The organism is Streptomyces sp. NBC_01622 (genome assembly GCF_045209635.1).
In the GTDB taxonomy this organism is placed as follows: Bacteria; Actinomycetota; Actinomycetes; order Streptomycetales; family Streptomycetaceae; genus Streptomyces.
The window spans coordinates 2852589-2873485 of record NZ_CP109293.1 but is presented as its reverse complement, the minus strand read 5'-3'; the positions used below and the strand labels follow the sequence as shown (position 1 = coordinate 2873485).

The window sequence follows — 20897 nt, the reverse complement described above, 5'->3', positions numbered from 1 at the left end:
GCATGACAGTGTGCGTGGGGGAACTGACTGCCTGCTCGGCTCTCAGCAGCGGAAGACCTGAAGTGCCGCCGGAGAGTGCGCTGTCGAGGATCTCGCTGTGCGGTGGTGCGCCGCGCCGGGCGCCACGTGTGTGTCTATGGCCGCCGGGTCCTGCCTCAGCAGGGGTCGTTCGGGCGTCTCGGGCCCGCAGTCGACGGTGCGGAATCGGTCGCGCAGGCGCAGCGGGACGGTGGGGGTCCCGGAGGCGCCGCAGTCACGGAACGTGATGGTCTCGGAGCGCAGGGCCTTGCCGCTGAGGTTGAGCCCGGGCTGTGCCTTGGCCTCCGCATGACGCGCTGTGTGCGCGGGTGCGAAGGATTCCATGGGTGCGAAGAACGGCAGGGCGAGCAGGACGGCAGTGAGGAGCGTCACGACGGTCCGAGCTGTCTTACCTCGGAACATACGCCCCCCTCCAGCTGGGTCCGTGCTTCTCGTACAGACCAAGGCCAGGTCAACGGCTGGTCAAGTGACACGGTAACCCGGTGAAGTAGTTTGCAGGGTTAACGGAGCGTTTCCGATGAAAGAGAGCGTGGAAAGCGTGCCTGGGCTGGCGTGAACTAGGCGGTTTCGACGAGCCCCTTGGCGTCCCGGGCCAGCGCGGTGAGGCGGGAGATCGCGCGGAAGTACTTCTTGCGGTAGCCGCCGTTCAGCATCTCCTCGCTGAACAGCCGGTCGAAGGGCAACCCCGAGGCCAGGACCGGCACTTCACGGTCGTAGAGCCGGTCCGCGAGGACGACGAGCCGTAGCGCGGTCGACTGGTCGGGTATCGGCTGGACGTCGGTGAGGCAGACCGCCTTGAGGCCGTCGGTCAGGGCGCCGTAGCGGCTGGGGTGGACCTTGGCGAGGTGGGCGAGCAGGTGCGGGAAGTCGTCGAGGGAGGCGTCGGCGGTGGCGTACGCCGCCTCCGTGACCTGCTCGTCGGTGAACGGCGCCGGGGCTTCCGGCAGGCCGCGGTGGCGGTAGTCCTCGCCGTCGATGCGCAGCGAGCGGAAGTGCGCGGACAGGCCCTGGATCTCGCGCAGGAAGTCGACGGACGCGAACCGGCCCTGGCCGAGCTTGCCCGGCAGGGTGTTGGAGGTGGCGGCGAGCGCCACGCCCGCGTCGACCAGCCTGCCGAGCAGGGTCGACACCAGGACGGTGTCGCCCGGGTCGTCCAGCTCGAACTCGTCTATGCACAGCAGCCGGTGACCGGAGAGCGTCTGGACCGTCTTCTGGAAGCCGAGCGCGCCGACCAGGTTCGTCAGCTCGACGAAGGTGCCGAAGGCCTTGAGCGCGGGTTCGGCCGGGGTCGCGTGCCAGAGAGAGGCCAGCAGGTGGGTCTTGCCGACGCCGTAGCCGCCGTCCAGGTAGACGCCGCGGGGACCCGCCGGGGTCTTGGCCGCCCTGCCCTTGCCGAAGCCGAGGAAGCCGCGCTTCGCGCCGGCGGCGTGCGCCCCGCCGAGCCCGGCGGCGAAGGTCTCCAGGACGCCGACCGCCGCGGTCTGGCTGGGCTGGTTCGGGTCCGGGATGTACGTGGCGAAGCGCACCGAGTCGAAGCGCGGCGGCGGCACCATCTCGGCGACCAGCCGGTCCGCGGGGACGTACGGCTCACGGGCGCACAGTGACAGCGGGGCCGCGTCTGCTATCGGGCTGATCCCGGAGGCGGCGGAGGAGGACGACACGGTTCACCACTCTAAGGGCCGTGCCACACTGCACGACATGCGACGCCTGTTCCCTGTGACCGACGAAACAGCAGCCCAGGCCTCGAACGGGGCCCCTGATGCGCGTGGGACGGACCAGGAGTGGGGGCTTACGGAACTCGCGGAGGCGTACGCCTACCCCGCCTCCGACGGCCCCTGGCTGCGCGCCAACATGGTGTCCACGCTCGACGGGGCCGGTCAGCACGAGGGCCGCTCGCAGCCCATCTCCGGGCCCACCGACATGCGGATCTTCGGCACCCTGCGGGCGCTGGCGGATGTCGTGGTCGTCGGTGCGGAAACGGTGCGCCAGGAGGGTTATCGGCCCGCACGCGCGCGTGCGGAGTTCGCGGTGGCGCGGGCGGCGGCCGGACAGGGGCCCGCCCCTGCGATCGCCGTCGTCACCGCGAGCCTCGACCTGGACTTCTCGCTTCCGCTTTTCGTCTCGCCCCTGGTGCCGACGCTGATCCTGACGGGCGCCGCGGCGGCCCCGGAACGGGTCGCGGCGGCCGAGAAGGCGGGCGCCCGGGTGGTGGTCGCCGGTGACGGGGCCGGCGTGGACCCCGCACGGGCCGTACGGGCGCTCGCAGACCTGGGGCACACCCGGCTGCTGACCGAGGGCGGGCCGCGGCTGCTGGGGCAGTTCGTGGCCGCCGGGGTGCTCGACGAGCTGTGTCTGACCCTCTCGCCGCTGCTCGTGGCGGGGGAGGCGCAGCGGATCGCCGGAGGGCCGTCGGTTAAGGTTCCTCAGCGCTTCGAACTGGTGTCCCTGCTGGAAGAGGCCGGGTTCTTGTTCGGTCGCTACCGTCGGACCTGAAGACGGGCGGAATGATCCGTTCCGTTTTGCTTTCGGCGGGCACACTAAATCCGGCAGTACCCGTGCGATCACGGGGCAGGATGGTTTCCGCAGGGCCTGGCAGGCCCACGGAGGAGAGAGGACCCGAGGGTCCTCGAAGGAGAAGGGGCGCCTGGTGTTCACAAGCGTACTGATGATCGAGAAGGCCCTTACGTCCGCCGACGTGGAGTTCGTCACCACCTTGCACGGTGACGAGACCGTCTCCTTCCACGTATTGCTCCAGCCCCGCGGCGACCAGGCGGACCGCCTGCTGCGCGCCATCGACGACGTCGCCCTCGGCGAACTCGACGAGGCGGCGCACGAGCGGGAGACCCCCGAGGGCAAGGACGCGGCGGAACTCGGCGCGCAGGCCCTGTCGGTGTCCCTGGACGCCCTGCACGCGGCCGGCAGCGCGGCGGAGGGGCGCCTCATCGAGGACCACCCGCTGGACGCCCTCAAGACCCTGGTGGACGAGATCGGCGCCGACGAGGTCATCGTGCTGACCGACCCCCACTACGTGGAGGAGTTCTTCCACCGGGACTGGGCCTCGCGGGCCCGTCACAAGGTCGGCGTACCGGTGCTGAAGCTGTTCTCGCACAGCAAGGACTAGCGGGCGGGGAGCGGCGGGCGGGTGTCCGTGATTGTCGGTGGCACCGAATAGGCTGGCCGCCGAACGTCCGCCGTATTCGTACGGAACCAGCACGCACAGGGAGACACACATGGCACCCGGCCTTCCCACCGCCATGGACCGACCGCACTTCATCGGCATCGGCGGGGCCGGAATGTCGGGGATCGCCAAGATCCTGGCGCAGCGCGGGGCGAAGGTCGCGGGCAGTGACGCCAAGGACTCCGCGACCGCCGACGCGCTGCGCGCCCTGGGTGCCACGGTGCACGTCGGACACGCGGCGGAGCACCTCGCCGACGACGCCACCTGCGTGGTCGTGTCGTCGGCGATCCGAAAGGACAACCCCGAGCTGGCCCGCGCGGCCGAGCGGGACATCCCGGTCGTCCACCGCTCGGACGCCCTCGCCCGCCTGATGGACGGCCTGCGCCCGATCGCCGTGGCCGGCACGCACGGCAAGACGACCACGACGTCGATGCTGGCGGTGTCCCTGACCGAGCTGGGTCTCGACCCGTCGTACGCGATCGGCGGCGATCTGGACGCCCCGGGTTCGAACGCGCTGCACGGCGACGGCGAGATCTTCGTCGCCGAGGCCGACGAATCCGACCGCAGCTTCCACAAGTACGCGCCCGAGGTCGCGATCGTCCTCAACGTGGAGCTCGACCACCACGCCAACTACGCGTCCATGGAAGAGATCTACGACTCCTTCAAGACCTTCGCCGACCGGATCGTGCCCGGCGGCACGCTGGTGATCTCGGCGGACCACGAGGGCGCGCGCGAGCTGACGCGCCGGGTGGCCGACTCCGTGAAGACGGTGACGTACGGCGAGGCGGAGGACGCCGACGTACGCATCCTCTCCGTGGTCGCGCAGGGTCTGAAGAGCGAGGTGACGGTGGTCCTGGGCGGTGAGGAACTCACCTTCACCGTCTCGGTCCCCGGCCGCCACTACGCGAGCAACGCGGTCGCCGCCCTTGCCGCGGGCGCCGCGCTCGGCATCCCGGCGGCGGAGCTGGCGCCCGCGCTGGCCGCGTACACGGGCGTGAAGCGGCGCCTCCAGCTCAAGGGCGAGGCGGCCGGCGTCCAGGTGATCGACTCCTACGCCCACCACCCCACGGAGATGACGGCGGACCTGGAGGCGATGCGCGCGGCGGCCTCCACCTCGCGGCTGCTGGTGGTCTTCCAGCCCCACCTCTTCTCCCGCACCCAGGAGCTCGGCAAGGAGATGGGCCGGTCCCTGGCCCTCGCGGACGCCTCGCTGGTCCTGGACATCTACCCGGCCCGCGAGGACCCGATCCCCGGCGTCACCAGCGAGCTGATCATCGAGGCCGCGCGCGTGGCGGGCGCCGACGTGACCCCGGTCCACGACAAGGCGGACGTCCCCGAGGCCGTCGCGGGAATGGCGAAGCCCGGTGATCTGGTTCTCACCATGGGAGCGGGCGATGTGACAGACCTCGGCCCGCGGATCCTGGACCGTCTCGCGAAGTAAGGGGCTGAGCTTCATGTCGTACGACGTCGAAAAGCCGGACGAGGAATGGCGCGCGGAGCTGAACCCGGCCGAGTACGCGGTGCTGCGGCAGGCCGGCACGGAGCCGGCCTTCGTCGGTGAGTACACCGACACCAAGGCGAAGGGCGTCTACTCCTGTCGCGCCTGCGGCGCCGAACTCTTCACCTCCAACGAGAAGTTCGAGTCCCACTGCGGCTGGCCCTCCTTCTACGACCCGAAGGACACCGACGCGGTCGAACTGATCCAGGACCGCTCGCACGGGATGGTGCGCACCGAGGTGCGGTGCGCTCGGTGCGGGTCGCATCTTGGGCATGTGTTCGAGGGTGAGGGGTATGCGACGCCGACGGACCAGCGGTACTGCATCAACAGCATCTCGCTGCGGCTGACGCCCGACGAGAGCTGAGCGCTCCGGACACGACCGTGCCGTGAGCACGAGTGAGTAGGTCAGTGCCCGTCCACCGTGGATGACGGTGGGCGGGCACTGGCATGTGTGTCAGCGGCCGGTCCGGATAAAGACCTCCTTGCTGAAAGGAGTCGGCCGGTGTCGGACACGGACGGGGCGTGGAATCCATCACGGAACAGGAGACCCGTCGGCTGCGACGGGCACGCTTCGAAGGACTGGCGCAGGTGGTGACGGAACCCCTGCACCGGTATCTGGTGCGACGAACGACCCCTGACATGGTCGAGGACGTCCTGTCCGAGACGATGCTGGTGCTGTGGCGTCGCATCGACCATGTACCCGGGCTCAGAAACGGGTCCCTGCCCGATCGCGACGAGGTGCTCCCTTGGTGTTACGGGGTGGCGCGGGGCTGCCTGGCCAATGCCCGCCGGGCGGACGGGCGCAGGCTCCGCCTGGTGGAGCGGTTGATGAGTGTCCAGCAGGCACCGGTGCCCGTGGTCACCGATCACGGCGACCTGCATGCCGCACTGGACGCACTCGGGGAATTGGATCGCGAGGTGATCCGGCTGTGGGCGTGGGAGGAACTGGCCCCACGGCAGATCGCTGAGGCGACCGGAATGACGTCCAACGCGGTGAGCGTGCGATTGCACCGGGCGAAAAGGAAAATCGCCGAACAACTCCAGTCGGGGCGAAAGAACGCCGAGCACGCCGGACACAAGATGAGTGAAGGAAGGAGCGGTCAGTGAATGACAACGAGTTGCTGACCCTACTGAGGGACGCGGACCCCGCATTGACCTCACGAGCTCCGCTGCCGGACACCAATCGTCTTGTGGAGGCTGCAATGAAGAACGACTCTGTGGCAAGTTCGGAAAACACCGACTTCGACACCACGACTCCCACCGCGAAGATCACCGCAGGAAGGGGCCGCCGGCGTCTCCTCGGGCTCGCGGCGGCTGCCGCGCTGCTCCTCGGCGGTGGTGTCACCGCGGGAATCACGGCGAGTTCCGGCAACGGCCACGCGACCGAAGCCGTCAAGCGGCTGAGTCTCAGCGCCGCCACCGGCAACGGAAAGGGAAAGTGCCAGGCACCTGTTCCCGACCAACTGGCGGGTTATCCGACGCTTTTCTACGGGACGGTCACCTCTGTAAAGGGGCCGCTGATCTCTTTCCACGTCGACCATTGGCTGCGCGGTGGTGGCACTCGCACGATCCTGGTGAGCAATGACCCGGACTTCCCGGAGAACCTGACCTTCACGGTCGGCCAGCATTACATCGTGGCTGCCGAAAGGGACGGGTCCATTCCTTCGTGCGGTGCGAACTGGGTCTCGGACAAGACCTGGAGGCAGTTCAGCGACGCATTCGGAAAGTAGCGCCACTGCTTCGTAGGGGCGGGGCACCGTTCCGGTGCCCCGCCCCGGTTTCGCTGTGGGGCTATCCGATGCTGTAGCCGGTGATCTCGCCCATCCACTTGATCAGGTCGCCCGGGTCCTCGTTGGCGCCGTGGCCGCCGTCCCAGTACATCTTCAGGTTGACGTCGTCGCCGAGGTTCTGCGTCTTCAGGGCGAGGTTGGTGATCGCGGTCAGGGAGTGCGTCGTGTCACTGGTGCCGATCCGCAGCCACCAGTGCTTCGCCCGGCGCGGGTTGCGCTGCTCCAGGTAGGTCATCGGGTTGGTCAGCCTGACCTTGTGCGGGATGTCGCGGTCGACCCTGGCGGTCTTGTCACCGGTCGCGTACCGCAGGCCGAAGTCGGTGAAGTGCCGGGAGACATGGGTCTCGTCGCCGAAGTAGCCCGGCTCCGGCTCCGACAAGGCCTTGTCGTCGAAGGCGGGGACCGGACGGGACCGGGCGATGTGCGCGATGTATCCGTCCCAGGAGAAGGCCGCCGTGTCACCGGACCACCTGATGAAGGGGTTGGCGGTCAGGTAGGCCGTCCGGTCGGTCTCGGAGAGGGCCCGCAGGTGGCTGGTCGCGGCCGGCTGTACGTAGTTGTCCAGGAGGTACCGGTCGTAGTTGGCGGCCGTCACCCGGCCGAAGCGGCCCACGCCGTGGAGGCCGAGCGAGGCCTGGTACTCCGCGAACTGTGCGGTCAGTTGCTTCGAGGCCGTCTGGTCGACCAGCTCGCCGTTCAGCTCGGCCGAGCCGTACATCCACTCGTAGGCCTTGTCGGCATTGCCGAGGTCGATGATGGGGCAGAAGACGGCGGAGGCGAACACCGCGTCGCTCGCCTCGGCCGCGCCGAGGTCCCGGAGGTAGGAGTCGAACACCGGGCTGCCCACCGAGGCGCCCATCATCGAGGAGAAGTTGCCGCCGGCGCTGCCGCCGTTGGTGATGATCTTGTTGGGGTCGCCGGGCAGTACCCCCTTGTTCTTGTGGACGTACCGCAGGGCCGCTTTCAGGTCCACGAGGGCGGCGGGAGCCTTGCCGTAGTACTTGCCGTCCTTGACGTTGTCCCGTCCGCGCGCGCCCGAGGTGACCACGACGTAGCCGGCCGCGAGGGCCAGTGCCGAGTTGTCGCCCTGGTCGCCCGCCCCGGGCGGCAGCGGTGGCCTGGTCGTGGGCGAAGCGGACGGGGTGGCGCTGGGGTCGGCCGAGGAACTGTCGCTCGGGGACGGGCTCGACCCCGGGAAGCCGCCGCCGGGACTGGTGCCGCCGGGACTGGTGCCGCCGGCGGGCGTGCCGGAAAGGAAACCGCCGAGCGGGATGGAGAAGAAGACCGGTGCGTGGGAGGCGTCGACGGCCCGCCCGTCGATCTCGACCGGCTGCTGGACGTTGAGGCACTGGTAGGTCGGGTCCACGGGATCGGCGACATAGACGATGTTCTCCCAGAACCGGTACGTGACGTTCTTCTCGACACCGTCGGCCGTCGTGATCGTCTTGGTCCGGGTGGTGTACGAGTCCTTGGGGAACGTCAGGGTTCCTCCGGTCGAGGCCGCCGCGCTCTGCGATCCGCCGTAGTTCAGGACGGCGGTCGCGCCCGCGGCGGTGGCTGCCATACCGGAAAGGAATATTCGGCGCTTCACATCAACATCCTTGTCGGGGTGCGGGTTTGTATGGCCTTATTGACGGCGAGGCCGAAGGAGATGCAACGGCCTCGTCGCGTGGGGGGAAAGCGATGGCTTCAAACTGCCTTCTGAAAACTGGTTCCGCGTCCCCTGAATACCGTCTCTCGCGCGTACGGTGCCTGCCGTATCGCGCCTCGCGGTATACGTGGGTCGGCGTAGGGCCAACTGACGGCCGGACTTCTCCCCATCGGTGCGCGCTCGCGGTGCGGCACGACGGGTGGGGTGTCCAGGCTTGTTGAGGCGCGTACCGTGAACGCCGTGCGCTGTGCGCGCGTGGCCTGTCGCGAGAAAAGACCCGCCGGAGTCCGGGAAGGTGAATGTGCTGGACGGAATACGTGGCCGGGTGCTCGGCAATCCGTTGCTCGTCGACGGTTTGCTCGCCCTTGTATGGGCCGCCCTCATTGTCCCGGCGTTCTTCAGGATGGGCGTCGCGGCGTGGCCTGCCACTCTGTTCACGCTGTTGTCGGCGGCGCCGCTGGCGGTGAGACGGAGTGTGCCGGCGGCCGCGCTCGCGGGGACGACCGCCGGCTACCTCGTCGCGCTGCTGTGGATGATGGAGCCGGGCCCGGGAATCGTGTGCTGTCTGGTGGCCCTGTATTCCGAGGCCGTGTCCGCCCCGCGCACCCGCGCCCTGATCACCGGCGCGATCGCCGGAACCATGATCCAGGTCTTCACTCTGATCGTGACGGGGGTGCGCGTCTTCGCTCCGGCCAACCTCATGCTGATCGCGTGGCTCGGTGCGGCCATCGCCATCGGTGACGCCACCAGGAACCGCCGCGCCTACATCCAGGCCATCAAGGATCGCGCCCTGCGAGCCGAGCGGACGCGGGAGGCGGAGGCGTCACGGCGGGTGGTCGAGGAGCGCCTGCGGCTCGCCCGCGACCTGCACGACATCGTCGCGCACAGCATCACGGTGATCAACTTCCAGGCCGGAGCGGCTGCCCATCTGCTGCGCCGGGAGCCCGAGGCGGCCGAGGCGGCCATCGAGCACGTCATCACGGCGAGCGGCAGCACGCTCGCGGAACTCGGCACCATGCTGACCGTCCTGCGCCAGCCCGACGGTGAGACACCGCTGCCGGAGCCCATGCCCACCCTGGACCGCCTCGACGATCTCCTCGACGGCTTCCGCGCCGCCGGCCTGGCGGTCGACATGCAGCGCGGCGACAGGACCTTCGGTCTGAGTCCGGCCGTCAGCATGGCCGGCTACCGCATCGTCCAGGAGTCGCTGACGAACGCGTTCAAGTACGCCACACCCCGGACCGCGACGGTCCGTCTGTCCTTCGCCGCGCACCGGCTCCGGGTCTCGGTGGTCAACCCGGTGACCCGCACCGAGGATCGGCGGCAATCCTCCTGGGGCACAGGACGTGGTCTGCTGGGTCTGCGTGAGCGGGCCGCGTCCGTCGGTGGTCGGCTCGACATCGTGGAGGGCCGCGAGGAGTTCAGCGTGGACGCATTCCTTCCCGCGCTCCCAGCGCTCCCCGCGAAGACCTGAACTCCGGTTCTGGGCGGCGCCCTTCGACCCGGTCCCGGCTAGCGTCCGGCAGCAGCTGGGCGGACGAGCCCTGTCCGGTAGGCGACCACCACGAGCTGCGCCCGGTCCCGGGCCCCGAGTTTGGCCATGGCCCGGTGCACATGGGTGCGGACGGTCTGACGGGAGATCACCAGGTACTCGGCGATCACCTGATTGGACATTCCCTCGGCCACCAGAGCCACGATCTCCCGCTCCCGGTCGGTGAGTTCGGCCAGTTCGCCGGAGAGGGCCGTCGGCGGTCCGTCGGGCAGGGAGAGGTATCTCGTGATCAGGGTCTGGGTGGCCTTGGGCGACAGCAGCGCCTCGCCGCGCGCCGCGACCCGGATGGCCTCCGGCAGCTCCGCGGGACGCATCCCCTTCCCCAGAAAGCCGCACGCCCCGGCCCGAAGGGCCTGCAGGACGTACTCGTCCACCTCGTAGGTGGTGAGGATCACGATGCGGACGCCGTCCAGATCCGGATCCGAGGCGATCTCCCGCGTGGCCGCGAGACCGTCCAGCTCCGGCATACGGATGTCCATCAGCACGATGTCCGGTGTGGTGCGGCGGACGATCTCGATGGCCTCGCGGCCGGTCTCCGCCTCGCCCACCACCTCCAGGTCGTCGGCCGAGTCGATCAGAATGCGGAATCCGCCCCGCAGCAGAGCTTGGTCGTCGGCGATGACCACCCGGATCGCGGCGTCCTTCATGCCGCCACCCTACGGCAAAACGGAGATTGCGTCTCCGTTACGGCGGCCGCGATCCGGAGGGCCGTCGGCCCGGCTCAGCCGGCCGGACGCCCGTCGCCGTCCGGGGCGGGCGACAACGCGGACACGTCCGCCCGAGCCGCCCGCTTCGCCGCCTGGATCTGCTCGTAGACGTGCGTCCGCAGTTCGGTGAAGCGAGGGGAGACCCGGGTGTGCAACTGGTCCCGTTCGTCGGGCAGGTCGATGTGCAGCTCGTCCTGTACGACCGTAGGCGAGGCGGAGAGGACGACGACCCGCTCGCCCAGGTAGACCGCCTCGTCGATGTCGTGGGTGACGAACAGGACGGTGATCCCGCGCTCCTGCCACAGGACCCGTACCAGATCCTCCAGGTCGGCGCGGGTCTGCGCGTCGACGGCCGCGAACGGCTCGTCCATCAGCAGGACCTGGGGCTCGTAGGCCAGCGCACGGGCGATCGCCACGCGCTGCTGCATCCCCCCGGACAACTGCCAGGGATAGGCGTCGGCGGCGTCCGCCAGCCCCACCGACCGCAGGGCGTCGGTGACGAGCTCCCGGCGTTTCGCCTTCGGTGTCCCCTTCTCCTTCAGGGGGAGTTCGACGTTGTCGGCGACCCGCATCCAGGGGAAGAGGCTGCGCCCGTACTCCTGGAAGACGATCGCCATTCCGGGCGGCGGGCCGGTCACCGGTACGCCGTCGAGGAGCACCTCTCCCGAAGTCGGGCTGAGCAGACCGCCCATGCACTTCAGCAGGGTCGTCTTGCCGCAGCCCGACGGGCCCACCAGACAGACGAGTTCACCGGCCTTCACCGTGAAGGTGAGGTCGCGGACCGCCTCCACCTGCCGGCCCGACCCCTGGTAGGTCTTCCGCAGGCCACGTATGTCGAGCATGGTTCGCCCTTTCGCGATGTTCATTCACGGCCGCCGGGTGGACGCGCGCAGGCCGTGGTACCAGCCGAGCACCCGGCGCTCGGCGAAGTGGAAGGCGACGGAGAGCAGGAAGCCGAGCAGGCCCAGGAGCAGGATTCCGGTCCACATGTCGGGGATGGCGAAGCTGCGCTGGAACTGGACGACGGTGAAGCCGATGCCGTTGTTCGCCGCGAACATCTCGCTGATGACCATGAGGATGATGCCGATGGAGAGGGCCTGGCGCAGGCCGGCCACGATCTGCGGACTCGCCGAGGGCAGCACCAGGTGGCGCAGCCGCCCGACACCGCGGAGGTGATACGAACGCGCCGTCTCCAGCATCACCGAGTCGACCGCGCGCACGCCCTCCACCGTGTTGAGCAGGACCGGCCAGACACACCCGCTCGCGATCACCACGATCTTCATCGTGTCGCCGATGCCCGCGAACAGCATGATCACCGGCACCAGTACCGGCGGTGGCACGGCCCGCAGGAACTCCAGTACCGGCTCGCAGAAGGCCCGCACCCCGCGATATGAACCGATGAGGGTGCCCAGGCCGACGCCCGCGAGGCCCGCGAGCGCGTAGCCCGCGGCCAGGCGCAGCACGCTGGGCACCACGTCCGAGCGCAGGCGCTCGCCGGTCCACACCGAGGGGAAGGTACGGAGGATCGTGCGCAGCGGCGGCCAGAACGGGTCGGTGCTCCCGTCCGACGCGGCCCACCACAGCCCCAGCAGCACCGCGGGCAGACCCACCGCGAACAGCACCTGCCGTGTCAGCGCCTTCACAGTACGGTCTCCCCGCGTACGGACTGATGCCATGCCAGGGCCCGTCGCTCCACCGCGCGGGCCCCCAGGTTGATCAGGAGACCCAGGACCCCGGTCACCGTGATCAGCGCGTACAGGTGCGGTACGGCCTGCGACGCCTGGGCGACCGCGATCAGCGAGCCGAGTCCCGGTGCGCCGATGACCAGTTCGGCCGTGATGGCGAGCACCAGGGCCACCGCCGCCGCGAGCCGGATCCCGGTCATGACGTACGGCAGGGCGGTCGGCCACATCACATGCCGGACGCGCGCCCAGGTCCCGAGACCGTACGACCGCGCTGTCTCGTCGGCGACGGGGTCGACGTCCTGGACGCCGTACAGGACCTGGACGAGCACCTGCCAGAACGACGCGTACACCACCAGCAGCAGCACCGAGCGCAGTTCGCTGCCGTACAGGAGCACCGCCAGCGGGATCAGCGCCACGGACGGGATGGGGCGGAGGAACTCGATGGTCGACGAGGTCACTTGGCGCAGGAACGGTACGACCGTGATGAGCAGGCCGCAGAGGATGCCCGCGCCCGACGCGATCCCCAGGCCGATCACCCAGCCGGTCAGGGTGTCGCCGAGCGCCGACCAGAAGGCGCCGTCGCCGATTTCGTCGCCGAGCGCGCCCGCGATCCTGCTCGGTGGCGGGAAGTAGTCCGCGCTGACCAGACCCAGTCGCGGGACGGCCTCGCCGAGGGCGAGGAAGGTGGCGAGCCCCGCCGCGCCGAGCACGGTGTTCGGAGTCCTCACGGCAGCAACTTGTCCAGGTCGGGGGCGGTCTTGAACAGCCCGTCCTGCTCGCCGAGCTTCTCCAGCGTCTCCACCGAGGACCGGCTGATGTCCTGCGGCCACTTCGGCAGCGTCACCTTCGACAGGACGGAGGCCGGGATCTGCGTGTAGGTGGCGACGACGTCGCGGACCTCGTCGGGGTGGCTGTCGGCGTAGGCCAGCGCCTCGGTGGTGGCCTGCTGGAATTTCTTCACCACGTCGGGGTTCTTCGCCGCGTACGTCTGCGAGGTGAAGTACATGGCGACCGTCAGATCCTTGGCCACGTCCACATACGGCGACGCGATCTCCACGCCCCCCTGGTTCAGGATGGTGGTCAGCGCGGGCTCGACCGCCATCGCGGCGTCCACCTGGCCCTTCTCCAGGGCGGCGGGCATCTGGTCGAAGGCCAGCTCCACGAACTTCACCTTCGCCGGATCCCCACCGGCCTTGCGCACGGACTCGCGGACCGAGGTGTCGAGGATGTTCTTCAGCGTATTGACGGCGACCGTCTTCCCCTCGAGGTCCTTCGCCGACTTGAGGGAACTGCCCTTCTTGACGACAAGCGCGCCGTAGTCCTTTCCGTCCACGCCGGTGGTCGCCACCCCGTTGGAAACCGCCTTCACCTGTACGCCGTTGCTCTGAGCGATCATGAGCGACGTCGTATTGCTGAAACCGAACTGGAACTGGCCGCTCACCACGCCCGGGACAATGGCCGAGCCGCCCTGCGCCGTGGTCATCGAGACGTCGAGACCGTACTTCTTGTAGATCCCCTGCTTCTGGCCGAGATAGATCGGGGCCACGTCGACGATCGGAATGACCCCGACCTTGACTTTGGTGATACCGCCGCTTTCCGACGCGGAGCCGCCGGAATTCCCGGACGAGCCACAGGCGGTGACCGCGAGCAGAAGTGAGGCGGCGGCGATGCCGACGAATAGGCGTTGCATTGTCTGTCCTCCCGCGGACCGCACCGAAATGTTCCGGCCGGTTCGCGCGCAATGGGATGTGGCAGGGCGAAAGGCGAAGGTTCACGAAATGGCGTCGAGTCCGACGTGCCAAAGGTGTCGTCCGCGGCCCACCCGCACATCCCCCGGGCACCGTCACTGGGCCGTACGGCAGCCGCCGTACGACGGGCGAGGGGTACGTCCACAGCCGTACCGGGCCGAGGCCCTGGAACCGGTGGCATCGGCTAGAGGTCGGACCAGGACGGGAAGACGGCGGCCTGTCCGTGGCAGGTTCCCTCGGCGTCGATCAGGTCCCACATCGTGACGTCCGCTATCCAGAATTTGCGGCCGGACTTGGCGATGCGGACGCCGCGGTATCCGGTGGCGTAGCCGTTGCGTGTGACGGAGCGTATGAAGGCGTCGCGGTTCGGCTGGGCGTCGGGTGCGGCGGACAGGCGGGAGGGGAGGCCGACGAACTCGTCCCAGGTGTACTCGAAGCATTTCTGGGCGGTCCGGTTGGCGTAGATGAACGTCGGGTCGTCCGCGGTGTCGTGGGCGAGGAGGCCGAAGGGCGCGTCCTCGTAGAGCCATTGGGCCGCCGCGTCCGCGGAGGTGAGGGGCGGTGGGCCCAATTCCTCTCCCGTCAGGCGGTGGTGGCTGTCGAGGAGGAGGGCGCAGAACTCCTGGCTGAGGGGCTGGGGGGTTGTCATGGTGCTCGCTCGATCGGTGTGGTTTCCATACCGATTTGCTCCTGAGTAGTGAACAGTGAGGCGTACAAGGGGAGTTGGCCTGTTGGTCGACACCGGGTCCGGTCAGGCTAAGTCCTGTGTTGCCGCTGTGACGCAGGAGTTGGGGAGCGGCCGGCCGCGGGGCTCACGGCTTGCGTGCCATGCCGCCCCATATCAACGGTTTGGGGAGATCGAGCGGCGGGACGGGGAGGTCGGGTCGTCAGTCGTCGAGGGGGACGAGGCCCGGTTGCTGGAGGTCGAAGTCGCCGAAGTACCGGGCGAGTTGGCTGGCTGTGCGGAGTTGGCCGCGGCCGGTCTCTCCCTGGTAGAGGCGGAACAGTGTGGTGGCGCCGGTGGGATCGGCGTCGGACACGAGGGAGTTGAGGGCGAGGGCGCTGCCTGGGGCCGGCCGGTGCCGCAACACGGTGAACTGAGCTGTGGTGGCGGGTATGTGGGGCAGGAAGTGGACGACGCCGGAGATGATGACGCCGAGCGGGGCGGTGAGGTCGATCAGGGTGTGCAGGTCGGGGTGGTCGAGGACGGATGCCATGTCCTGTACGTCGCCCAGGAGCAGGAGGGATCGTCCGGGTTGCAGCAGGGGTCTGCCGTGGGCGAGGACGGTGGGGTCGTTGTCGACGTAGACGACTGTGCTGCCGGCGTGGTGGCGGGCGGCGACCTCGTGCACGTTGTCCTGGGTGGGCAGGCCGGCGCCCAGGTCGAGGAACTGGGTGATGCCCTCGGCGGTCATCGCGGCCACGACCCGTACGAGCCAGCGGCGCATGGCGCGGGCCAGCAGCGGGGCTTGGGGGTTGGCGGCCGTGATGCGTCGGGCGGCTGCGCGGTCGGCGGGGTAGTGGGTGTGGCCGCCGAGGAAGTAGTCGTAGATCCGGGCCACGTTGGGCACGTCGGGTTCGATGCCGGGCGGAGTCTGTGACGCGGTCGGCTCGTCGGCCATGAGGAGTCACCTTTCGCTCAACGAGCTTCCAACGAGCTTGGCCACGCGGTGAGTTGCGCGGGGCACGACTTGGCAGGACACCATCTTCCGTCCAGCCGTCCGGGGCGGGGAAGACAGTCGCCGGTCACATGGCGCGGTCGGATCGCGTACGGCCGTGGTCGTCCGGGAGGCAGGACGCCCATGACGTCAGCGGGCCCACAACACCCCGGTCGGTTCAGGGGGCGGAGTGTTCGGCGTCGGCAGCGTGGAGGACTTCGCGGATCAGCAGGTCGAGGTCGTCCGTGGTGATCCGGAAGCAGTCGACCGGCCACGAGCCGCCTGCCGGCAGGAGAAGCCGGGGTTCGGCGGTGATCCGCTCGTGCAACTCGCCGGCGCCCCGCCCGACACCCCATGAAGCCCGACGACGCTCCGTGGCCGGTCAACCCCTCGTCGCGAAGTTCGCGCGGACTCTATGCTCGTTCGCGGCCGAGCGCCCCGAGGACGGGGCGGACCGGCCGCAGACGTTGTCACAGTCGGCACAGGAGACTCGGTGCGTACACGTTTTGCCGTTCTCGGACCGGTCAGGGCCTGGCGCGGCGACACGGAACTGGCGCTGGGACCCCCCAAGCAGCGCGCTCTGCTCGCGCTGCTGCTGACCGAGGCGGGGCATCCGGTCGCCGTCCACGAGATCGTCGACGCCCTGTGGGGACAGGACCCGCCGGACAGCGCCGTCAACGTCGTCCAGCGGCACGTCGGAGCACTGCGGCGGCTGCTGGAACCCGAACTCCCGGCCGGGGGCCAGTCACGGTGGCTGCTGCGCGGCTCGGGCGGCTACCGCCTCGAAGTCGACCCCGACGGACTCGACCTGCTGCGCTTCCGGGCCCTGCGGCAGCGGGCCGCACAGGATGGTCAACCTCCCACCGCCACCGGGCTGTTGATCGAGGCGCTGGCCCTGTGGCGGGGACCGGCGGCCTCCGGGATCGCGCCCGAGGTGCGGTCCCACCCGGCCTTCACCGCCCTCGACGACGAGCACCTGGCCGCCGTCAAGGAAGCCGCCGAACTCGCCCTGGAAGCCGGACCGGGCCTGGGCGCACGGGTGTTGGTGACGCTCCGGCAGGCCGCGGCCCAACACCCGCTGGACGAAGGACTGCAGGCCAGACTGATCCTGGTGCTTGCGGCAACGGGCCATCAGGCCGAGGCCCTTGACGTCCACCGGACCGTACGCACCCGCCTCGCCGACGAGTTGGGCGTGCAGCCGGGCCCCGAACTGCAGGCCGCTCTGCAGCGGGTCCTCGGGCACACCCACGCCGTGCGTGGAGGTGCGAGGCAGACCGAGCCTGCCGAGGACGTGGAAGGGGCGGCGCAGCTGGACGCCGTCGCCACGATCCGCCCCGCCCAACTCCCCGTGGATCTGCCCGCCTTCACCGGTCGCCGCAGTGAACTCGCCCATGTCCAGGAGCTGTTGCCCGGGTCCGGCACATCGACGCCGACGGTGGTGATCAGCGCCATCGGCGGCATGGCGGGCGTCGGCAAGACGACCCTGGCGGTGCACTGGGCGCACAGCGTCGCCGACCGGTTCCCCGACGGGCAGCTCTACGTCAATCTGCGCGGCTTCCATCCCAGCGGCTCGATCATGAGCGCGGCCGAGGCCATCCGGTCGTTCCTCGACGTGTTCGGCGTCCCCGGACAGCGCATCCCCGCCGGGCTCGACGCGCAGGCCGCGCTGTACCGCAGCCTCCTCGCCGACCGACGCGTCCTCATCGTGCTGGACAACGCCCGGGACACCGAACACGTTCGCCCCCTGCTGCCCGGCGCTCCCGGCTGCCTGGTCGTCGTCACCAGCCGCAACCAGCTCTACGGCCTGGTGGCCGGCGAGGGCGCGCACTCGCTGACGCTGGACGTGCTCACCGAGGCGGAGGCGCGCGAGTTCCTGTCCCGACGGCTCGGTGCCGAACGGATCGCCAACGAACCCGACGCCGTCGCGGAGATCATCACCCTGTGCGGCCGGCTCCCGCTGGCCCTGGCCGTCGTCAGCGCCCGCGCGGTGGTGAACCCGGCCTTTCCGCTCGCCTCCATCGCCGCCGAGCTCTCGGAGAGCGAGGACAGTCTCGACGCGTTCGCCGGAGAAGCGCCCGCCGCCGACGCCCGCAGCGCGTTCTCCTGGTCGTACCAACTCCTGAGTCCCGCCGCCGCCCGGGTGTTCCGGCTGCTCGCCCTGCACCCGGGACCCGACTGCTCGCTCGCCGCCGTCGCGAGCCTCGCCGGGCAGCGGGTCGGCCAAGTCCGGCCGGTCGTGGCCGAGTTGGCCCGGGCGCATCTGATCTCCGAGCCCCTGCCGGGCCGTTACGGCTGTCATGAACTGCTGCGCGCCTACGCCGCCGAGCTGGGCCGGACACACGACACCGCGCAGGAGCCGGCCACGGCCAGACGCCGCATGCTCGACCACTACCTGCACACCGCGCACGCGGCCGACAGCCTGCTGATGCCCAGCCGGGACCGCGTCCAACTGCGGCCCCACACACCCGGGGTGACTGTTCCGAGGCTGCCCGACCAGGCGGCGGCGGTCGACTGGCTGGAGACCAACCGCTCCGCCGTGCTCGCCGCGATCGAGCAGGACGCCCGGCACGGCGGCGGCGAACACAGCTGGCAACTGGCCTCGGTCCTGGAGCTGTACCTCGACCGCAACGGCCGCTGGCCCGAGCAACTCGACGCGCAGACAACGGCAGTCGAGGCGGCCCAACGCCTGGGCGACATACCCGGCCAGGCCTTCGCCCACCTCGCGCTCGGCTTCGTCAGCGGTCGCCTCGACCGGCCGGACGAGGCCGACGCACATCTGTCGCGCGCCCTGGAGCTGTTCGGCGAGATCGGCGACCTGGGCGGCAGGAGCAGGACCCTCCGCAGGCTCGCCTTCCTGGCCAACGGGCGTGGCCGGCACGAAGCGGCCCTCGACCACTACGCCGAGGCGAGCGCCCTGTGCCGTGCGGCCGGGCGGCGCAACGACGAGGCGGGCATCGCCAACGAGGTCGGCTGGACGTACATCCTGATGGGCAAGTACGAGGACGCCCTGACCGAGTGCGGCCGCGCGGTCTCCGCCCACCGGGAGACGGGCGACCGCAACGGCGAGGCCGCCGCCCTGGACAGCCTCGGCTACGCCCATCACCACCTGCACGACCACGACCGGGCGCTGGAGTGCTACGAGCAGGCGCTGCGCGTGTACCGGGAGATCCGTGACCGCTACCTGGAGGCCGACACCCTGGTGCACATCGGCGACACCCGCCGAGCCGCCCACCAGGACACGCAAGCCGCGCTCGTCTGGCGTGAAGCGCTCGGCATCCTCGACGAGATCGGCCACCCGGACGCCGAGCAGGTCCGCCACCGGCTGAACGACCTCGCCGAACCGGAACGGCCGCCGCGACAGTAAAACGTCAGCGTCCCGAAAGCGGGCCCTGCCTACGCTCCCCGCTCCGCTCCACCCGGAGCCGGAAGCGCGTACGGCATTCCCTTTCAGGACTGGACCATGACCCCCACCACTTCCGCGGACCTCCCCACAGCCGTGCACCGCAACCAACTGCTGCGCACGATGATGTCCGAGCACGCGAAGGCACTGCTCGCCTACGCCGACAAGCTGCTGAACGACCGTCACATGGCGGAGGACATCGTGCAGGAGACCCTCATCCGCGCCTGGCCGCACGCGGAACGCCTCTACAGCACCGAGGGATCGGTACGCGGCTGGCTCCTCACCGTGACCCGCAACCTCGTCGTCGACCGGATGCGCAGCGCCGTCGCCCGCCACGAGACCATCGGCGCCGAGGACCGGGACGTGCCCCTGCCCGACCACACCGGCGCCGTACTGGCCTCCGTGGTGGCGACCGGCCTGCTGCGGCGACTGTCCCACGAGCACCGGGAGGTCCTGCTGCACACCTATCTGTGCGGCCGGACCGTGCAGGAGACGGCGCGCATCCTCGGGATACCGGCGGGCACCGTCAAGTCCCGCCGGCACTACGCCCTGAACATCCTGCGCGCCGAGGCCGGCAAGGGACTCACGCCGGAACGGTGAGCCGGACATCGAGGACCGGGATGTCGACGTGGCCGTCGGCGTCGGTGTGCCGCACCCGCGTGCACCGTCCCCCGCCCCGCGTCGGGCGCCACCGGAGCGGGGGCGTCGACCCGGGGATGCTGCCGCAGCTCCGCCGGCCTGTGCTCGGGTCTCGTGCCCGCGCCGTTGCTCATCGTGTCCACCCATGCCCTCCGAGGTTCCGTTGCACCGACTACACGGAACCGCCCGGCGAGAACGTTCGATGCGAAGTCACTTGAACCTTTCGGGACTTGGCGAGTACGTGCGACACGAACTCGGTTGAACCTTTCACGACACCGACCCCGTGTACCTGGCGACCACACGTCACAGGCAGCGCACCGGGGGAACGCCATGGCACGTCGGCACTCGAGGCCCGAAGACTTCCAGCTCGTCGGCATGGACTCGGACCCGACGCCCGGCGACCCCGACCTGATCGACCTCCCGGACAAGCTGACCAAGACCGTCACCTCCTATCACGACGCCGCCCAGGCCTACAGCGACCACATGCCGCGGCTGCGCGAGGCCGCGGTCCCCGCCGAGCGCCGCCCGATCCGCCTCGACGTGCTCCCCGACCGGGTCACGTACGAGGAGGCGCTCGCCCTGCACACCCGGGGCGGCCCGATGCGCCCGCTGGTCGCCGTGGGCGGTGACGTCCTCACCTCGCTCGGCCCCGACCTGACGGACGTACCGACCTTCGTGGTCGCCGGACCGCCGCGCACCGGACGCAGCACCGCCCTGCTCGGCGCGGCTGAGTCACTGCTCGCCGCCGGCGCCGGCCTCATCGTCCTGGCGCCCCGGCGCTCGCCGCTGCGGCGACTGCTGGGACGGCCCGGCGTGGCCGCCCTCATCACCGACGCCGAGGTGACGGTCGACGAGTTCCGGCAGACGCTGGGCAGCGTGCCCGAGGAGTACGGCGTGATCGTCGTGGACGACGCGGAACTGTTCATGGGCGCCGAGATCGACTCCGACCTCGCGCTGCTCGCCCGCGGCGGCGCGGGCACCGGCTGGGGCGTCCTCGCGGCCGGCAACGCGGAGTCCCTGGCGCTGAGCCTGGCCGGCTGGATGGGGCAGGTGAAGCGCAACCGCACCGGCATGCTGCTCTCCCCGCAGGGCATGAGCGACGGCGAGGTCATCGGCGTGAAGCTCACCCGGGGCGTCGTCGACCAGGCCCCGCAGCCGGGCCGGGGCCTGCTGCACCTGGGCGACGGCACGCTCCGCTCGGTCCAGGTGCCGCTGCTGGAAGCGGAACTCTAGAAGCGGGAGGCGCGCCCCCGAAGTCCCCCCTTAGGGAGCGCGCCTCCTTCCCGCCCGCAGCCCAGGACCTGCCGGGCGGGACAACGAAGGGCGGCCGGACCGAACTGGTCCGGCCGCCC

The 20897-nt window shown here is 70.0% G+C and carries 21 protein-coding genes; 10 read left to right on the top strand and 11 right to left on the bottom strand.

Annotated features, from left to right (window positions below; translation table 11 throughout):
* Window positions 1–42 precede the first annotated feature (42 nt).
* A complete protein-coding gene (locus OH768_RS13100) occupies window positions 43–441 on the bottom strand; it encodes a hypothetical protein (protein WP_406453233.1) in 399 nt (132 codons plus the stop codon).
* Window positions 442–596: 155 nt separating this feature from the next.
* Entirely contained in the window at window positions 597–1700 is a 1104-nt protein-coding gene (zapE, locus tag OH768_RS13095; protein ID WP_406453231.1) for a cell division protein ZapE, read from the bottom strand.
* A 37-nt stretch (window positions 1701–1737) separates the two neighbouring features.
* Between zapE and OH768_RS13090 the strand changes: the two genes are divergently transcribed.
* From OH768_RS13090 to OH768_RS13065, 6 genes are all read left to right on the top strand, one after another.
* On the top strand, window positions 1738–2532 hold the full coding sequence (locus OH768_RS13090; RefSeq protein ID WP_406453229.1) for a pyrimidine reductase family protein: 795 nt from the start codon (window positions 1738–1740) through the stop codon (window positions 2530–2532).
* A gap of 154 nt (window positions 2533–2686) precedes the next feature.
* Window positions 2687–3160, top strand: a complete 474-nt coding sequence (locus OH768_RS13085) for an indole-3-glycerol phosphate synthase (RefSeq protein ID WP_406453227.1) — start codon at window positions 2687–2689, stop codon at window positions 3158–3160.
* Between the two features lie 109 nt (window positions 3161–3269).
* Window positions 3270–4658, top strand: coding sequence for a UDP-N-acetylmuramate--L-alanine ligase (murC, locus tag OH768_RS13080; protein WP_406453225.1), 1389 nt, complete (start codon window positions 3270–3272; stop codon window positions 4656–4658).
* A gap of 13 nt (window positions 4659–4671) precedes the next feature.
* Window positions 4672–5079 (top strand): peptide-methionine (R)-S-oxide reductase MsrB, encoded by a 408-nt coding sequence (gene msrB / locus OH768_RS13075; RefSeq protein ID WP_406453223.1) that lies wholly within the window; start codon window positions 4672–4674, stop codon window positions 5077–5079.
* A gap of 158 nt (window positions 5080–5237) precedes the next feature.
* On the top strand, window positions 5238–5822 hold the full coding sequence (locus OH768_RS13070; protein WP_406453221.1) for an RNA polymerase sigma factor: 585 nt from the start codon (window positions 5238–5240) through the stop codon (window positions 5820–5822).
* Window positions 5819–6445: a hypothetical protein gene (locus OH768_RS13065; RefSeq protein WP_406453219.1), complete on the top strand. Its 627-nt coding sequence runs from the start codon at window positions 5819–5821 to the stop codon at window positions 6443–6445. Before OH768_RS13070 ends, OH768_RS13065 begins: the two co-directional genes overlap by 4 nt.
* A 61-nt stretch (window positions 6446–6506) precedes the next feature.
* Here the strand turns inward: OH768_RS13065 and OH768_RS13060 are convergent, their stop codons facing one another.
* Window positions 6507–8069 (bottom strand): subtype B tannase, encoded by a 1563-nt coding sequence (locus tag OH768_RS13060; RefSeq protein WP_406453217.1) that lies wholly within the window; start codon window positions 8067–8069, stop codon window positions 6507–6509.
* Between the two features lie 388 nt (window positions 8070–8457).
* Here OH768_RS13060 and OH768_RS13055 point away from each other — a divergent pair, with 388 nt between their 5' ends.
* Window positions 8458–9630: a sensor histidine kinase gene (locus tag OH768_RS13055; protein ID WP_406453215.1), complete on the top strand. Its 1173-nt coding sequence runs from the start codon at window positions 8458–8460 to the stop codon at window positions 9628–9630.
* A gap of 38 nt (window positions 9631–9668) precedes the next feature.
* Here OH768_RS13055 and OH768_RS13050 read toward each other — a convergent pair whose 3' ends face one another.
* From OH768_RS13050 to OH768_RS13015, 8 genes are all read right to left on the bottom strand, one after another.
* The gene (locus tag OH768_RS13050; RefSeq protein WP_406453213.1) at window positions 9669–10355 is read right to left on the bottom strand and encodes a response regulator; all 687 of its coding nucleotides are present in this window, start codon (window positions 10353–10355) and stop codon (window positions 9669–9671) included.
* Window positions 10356–10429: 74 nt separating this feature from the next.
* Entirely contained in the window at window positions 10430–11257 is an 828-nt protein-coding gene (locus OH768_RS13045) for an ABC transporter ATP-binding protein (RefSeq protein ID WP_406453211.1), read from the bottom strand.
* A gap of 24 nt (window positions 11258–11281) precedes the next feature.
* Window positions 11282–12058 (bottom strand): ABC transporter permease, encoded by a 777-nt coding sequence (locus OH768_RS13040; protein ID WP_406453209.1) that lies wholly within the window; start codon window positions 12056–12058, stop codon window positions 11282–11284.
* The gene (locus OH768_RS13035) at window positions 12055–12828 is read right to left on the bottom strand and encodes an ABC transporter permease (RefSeq protein WP_406453207.1); all 774 of its coding nucleotides are present in this window, start codon (window positions 12826–12828) and stop codon (window positions 12055–12057) included. The genes OH768_RS13040 and OH768_RS13035 overlap by 4 nt, the downstream gene beginning before the upstream one ends.
* Window positions 12825–13790 (bottom strand): ABC transporter substrate-binding protein, encoded by a 966-nt coding sequence (locus OH768_RS13030; RefSeq protein ID WP_406453205.1) that lies wholly within the window; start codon window positions 13788–13790, stop codon window positions 12825–12827. The genes OH768_RS13035 and OH768_RS13030 overlap by 4 nt, the downstream gene beginning before the upstream one ends.
* A gap of 242 nt (window positions 13791–14032) precedes the next feature.
* Window positions 14033–14497 carry an MEKHLA domain-containing protein gene (locus OH768_RS13025; protein ID WP_406453203.1) on the bottom strand — a complete coding sequence of 155 codons (465 nt, stop codon included), beginning with the start codon at window positions 14495–14497 and terminating at the stop codon, window positions 14033–14035.
* A 238-nt stretch (window positions 14498–14735) separates the two neighbouring features.
* A complete protein-coding gene (locus tag OH768_RS13020) occupies window positions 14736–15470 on the bottom strand; it encodes an SAM-dependent methyltransferase (RefSeq protein ID WP_406453201.1) in 735 nt (244 codons plus the stop codon).
* A gap of 214 nt (window positions 15471–15684) precedes the next feature.
* Window positions 15685–15834, bottom strand: coding sequence for a hypothetical protein (locus OH768_RS13015; protein WP_406453199.1), 150 nt, complete (start codon window positions 15832–15834; stop codon window positions 15685–15687).
* Window positions 15835–15999: 165 nt separating this feature from the next.
* Between OH768_RS13015 and OH768_RS13010 the strand changes: the two genes are divergently transcribed.
* From OH768_RS13010 to OH768_RS13000, 3 genes are all read left to right on the top strand, one after another.
* The gene (locus OH768_RS13010) at window positions 16000–18870 is read left to right on the top strand and encodes an AfsR/SARP family transcriptional regulator (RefSeq protein WP_406453197.1); all 2871 of its coding nucleotides are present in this window, start codon (window positions 16000–16002) and stop codon (window positions 18868–18870) included.
* Window positions 18871–18966: 96 nt separating this feature from the next.
* Complete coding sequence (locus tag OH768_RS13005) at window positions 18967–19506, top strand: sigma-70 family RNA polymerase sigma factor (protein WP_406453195.1); 540 nt, start codon at window positions 18967–18969, stop codon at window positions 19504–19506.
* 369 nt (window positions 19507–19875) lie between these two features.
* On the top strand, window positions 19876–20778 hold the full coding sequence (locus OH768_RS13000) for a hypothetical protein (RefSeq protein ID WP_406453193.1): 903 nt from the start codon (window positions 19876–19878) through the stop codon (window positions 20776–20778).
* The last annotated feature ends 119 nt before the right edge of the window (window positions 20779–20897 follow it).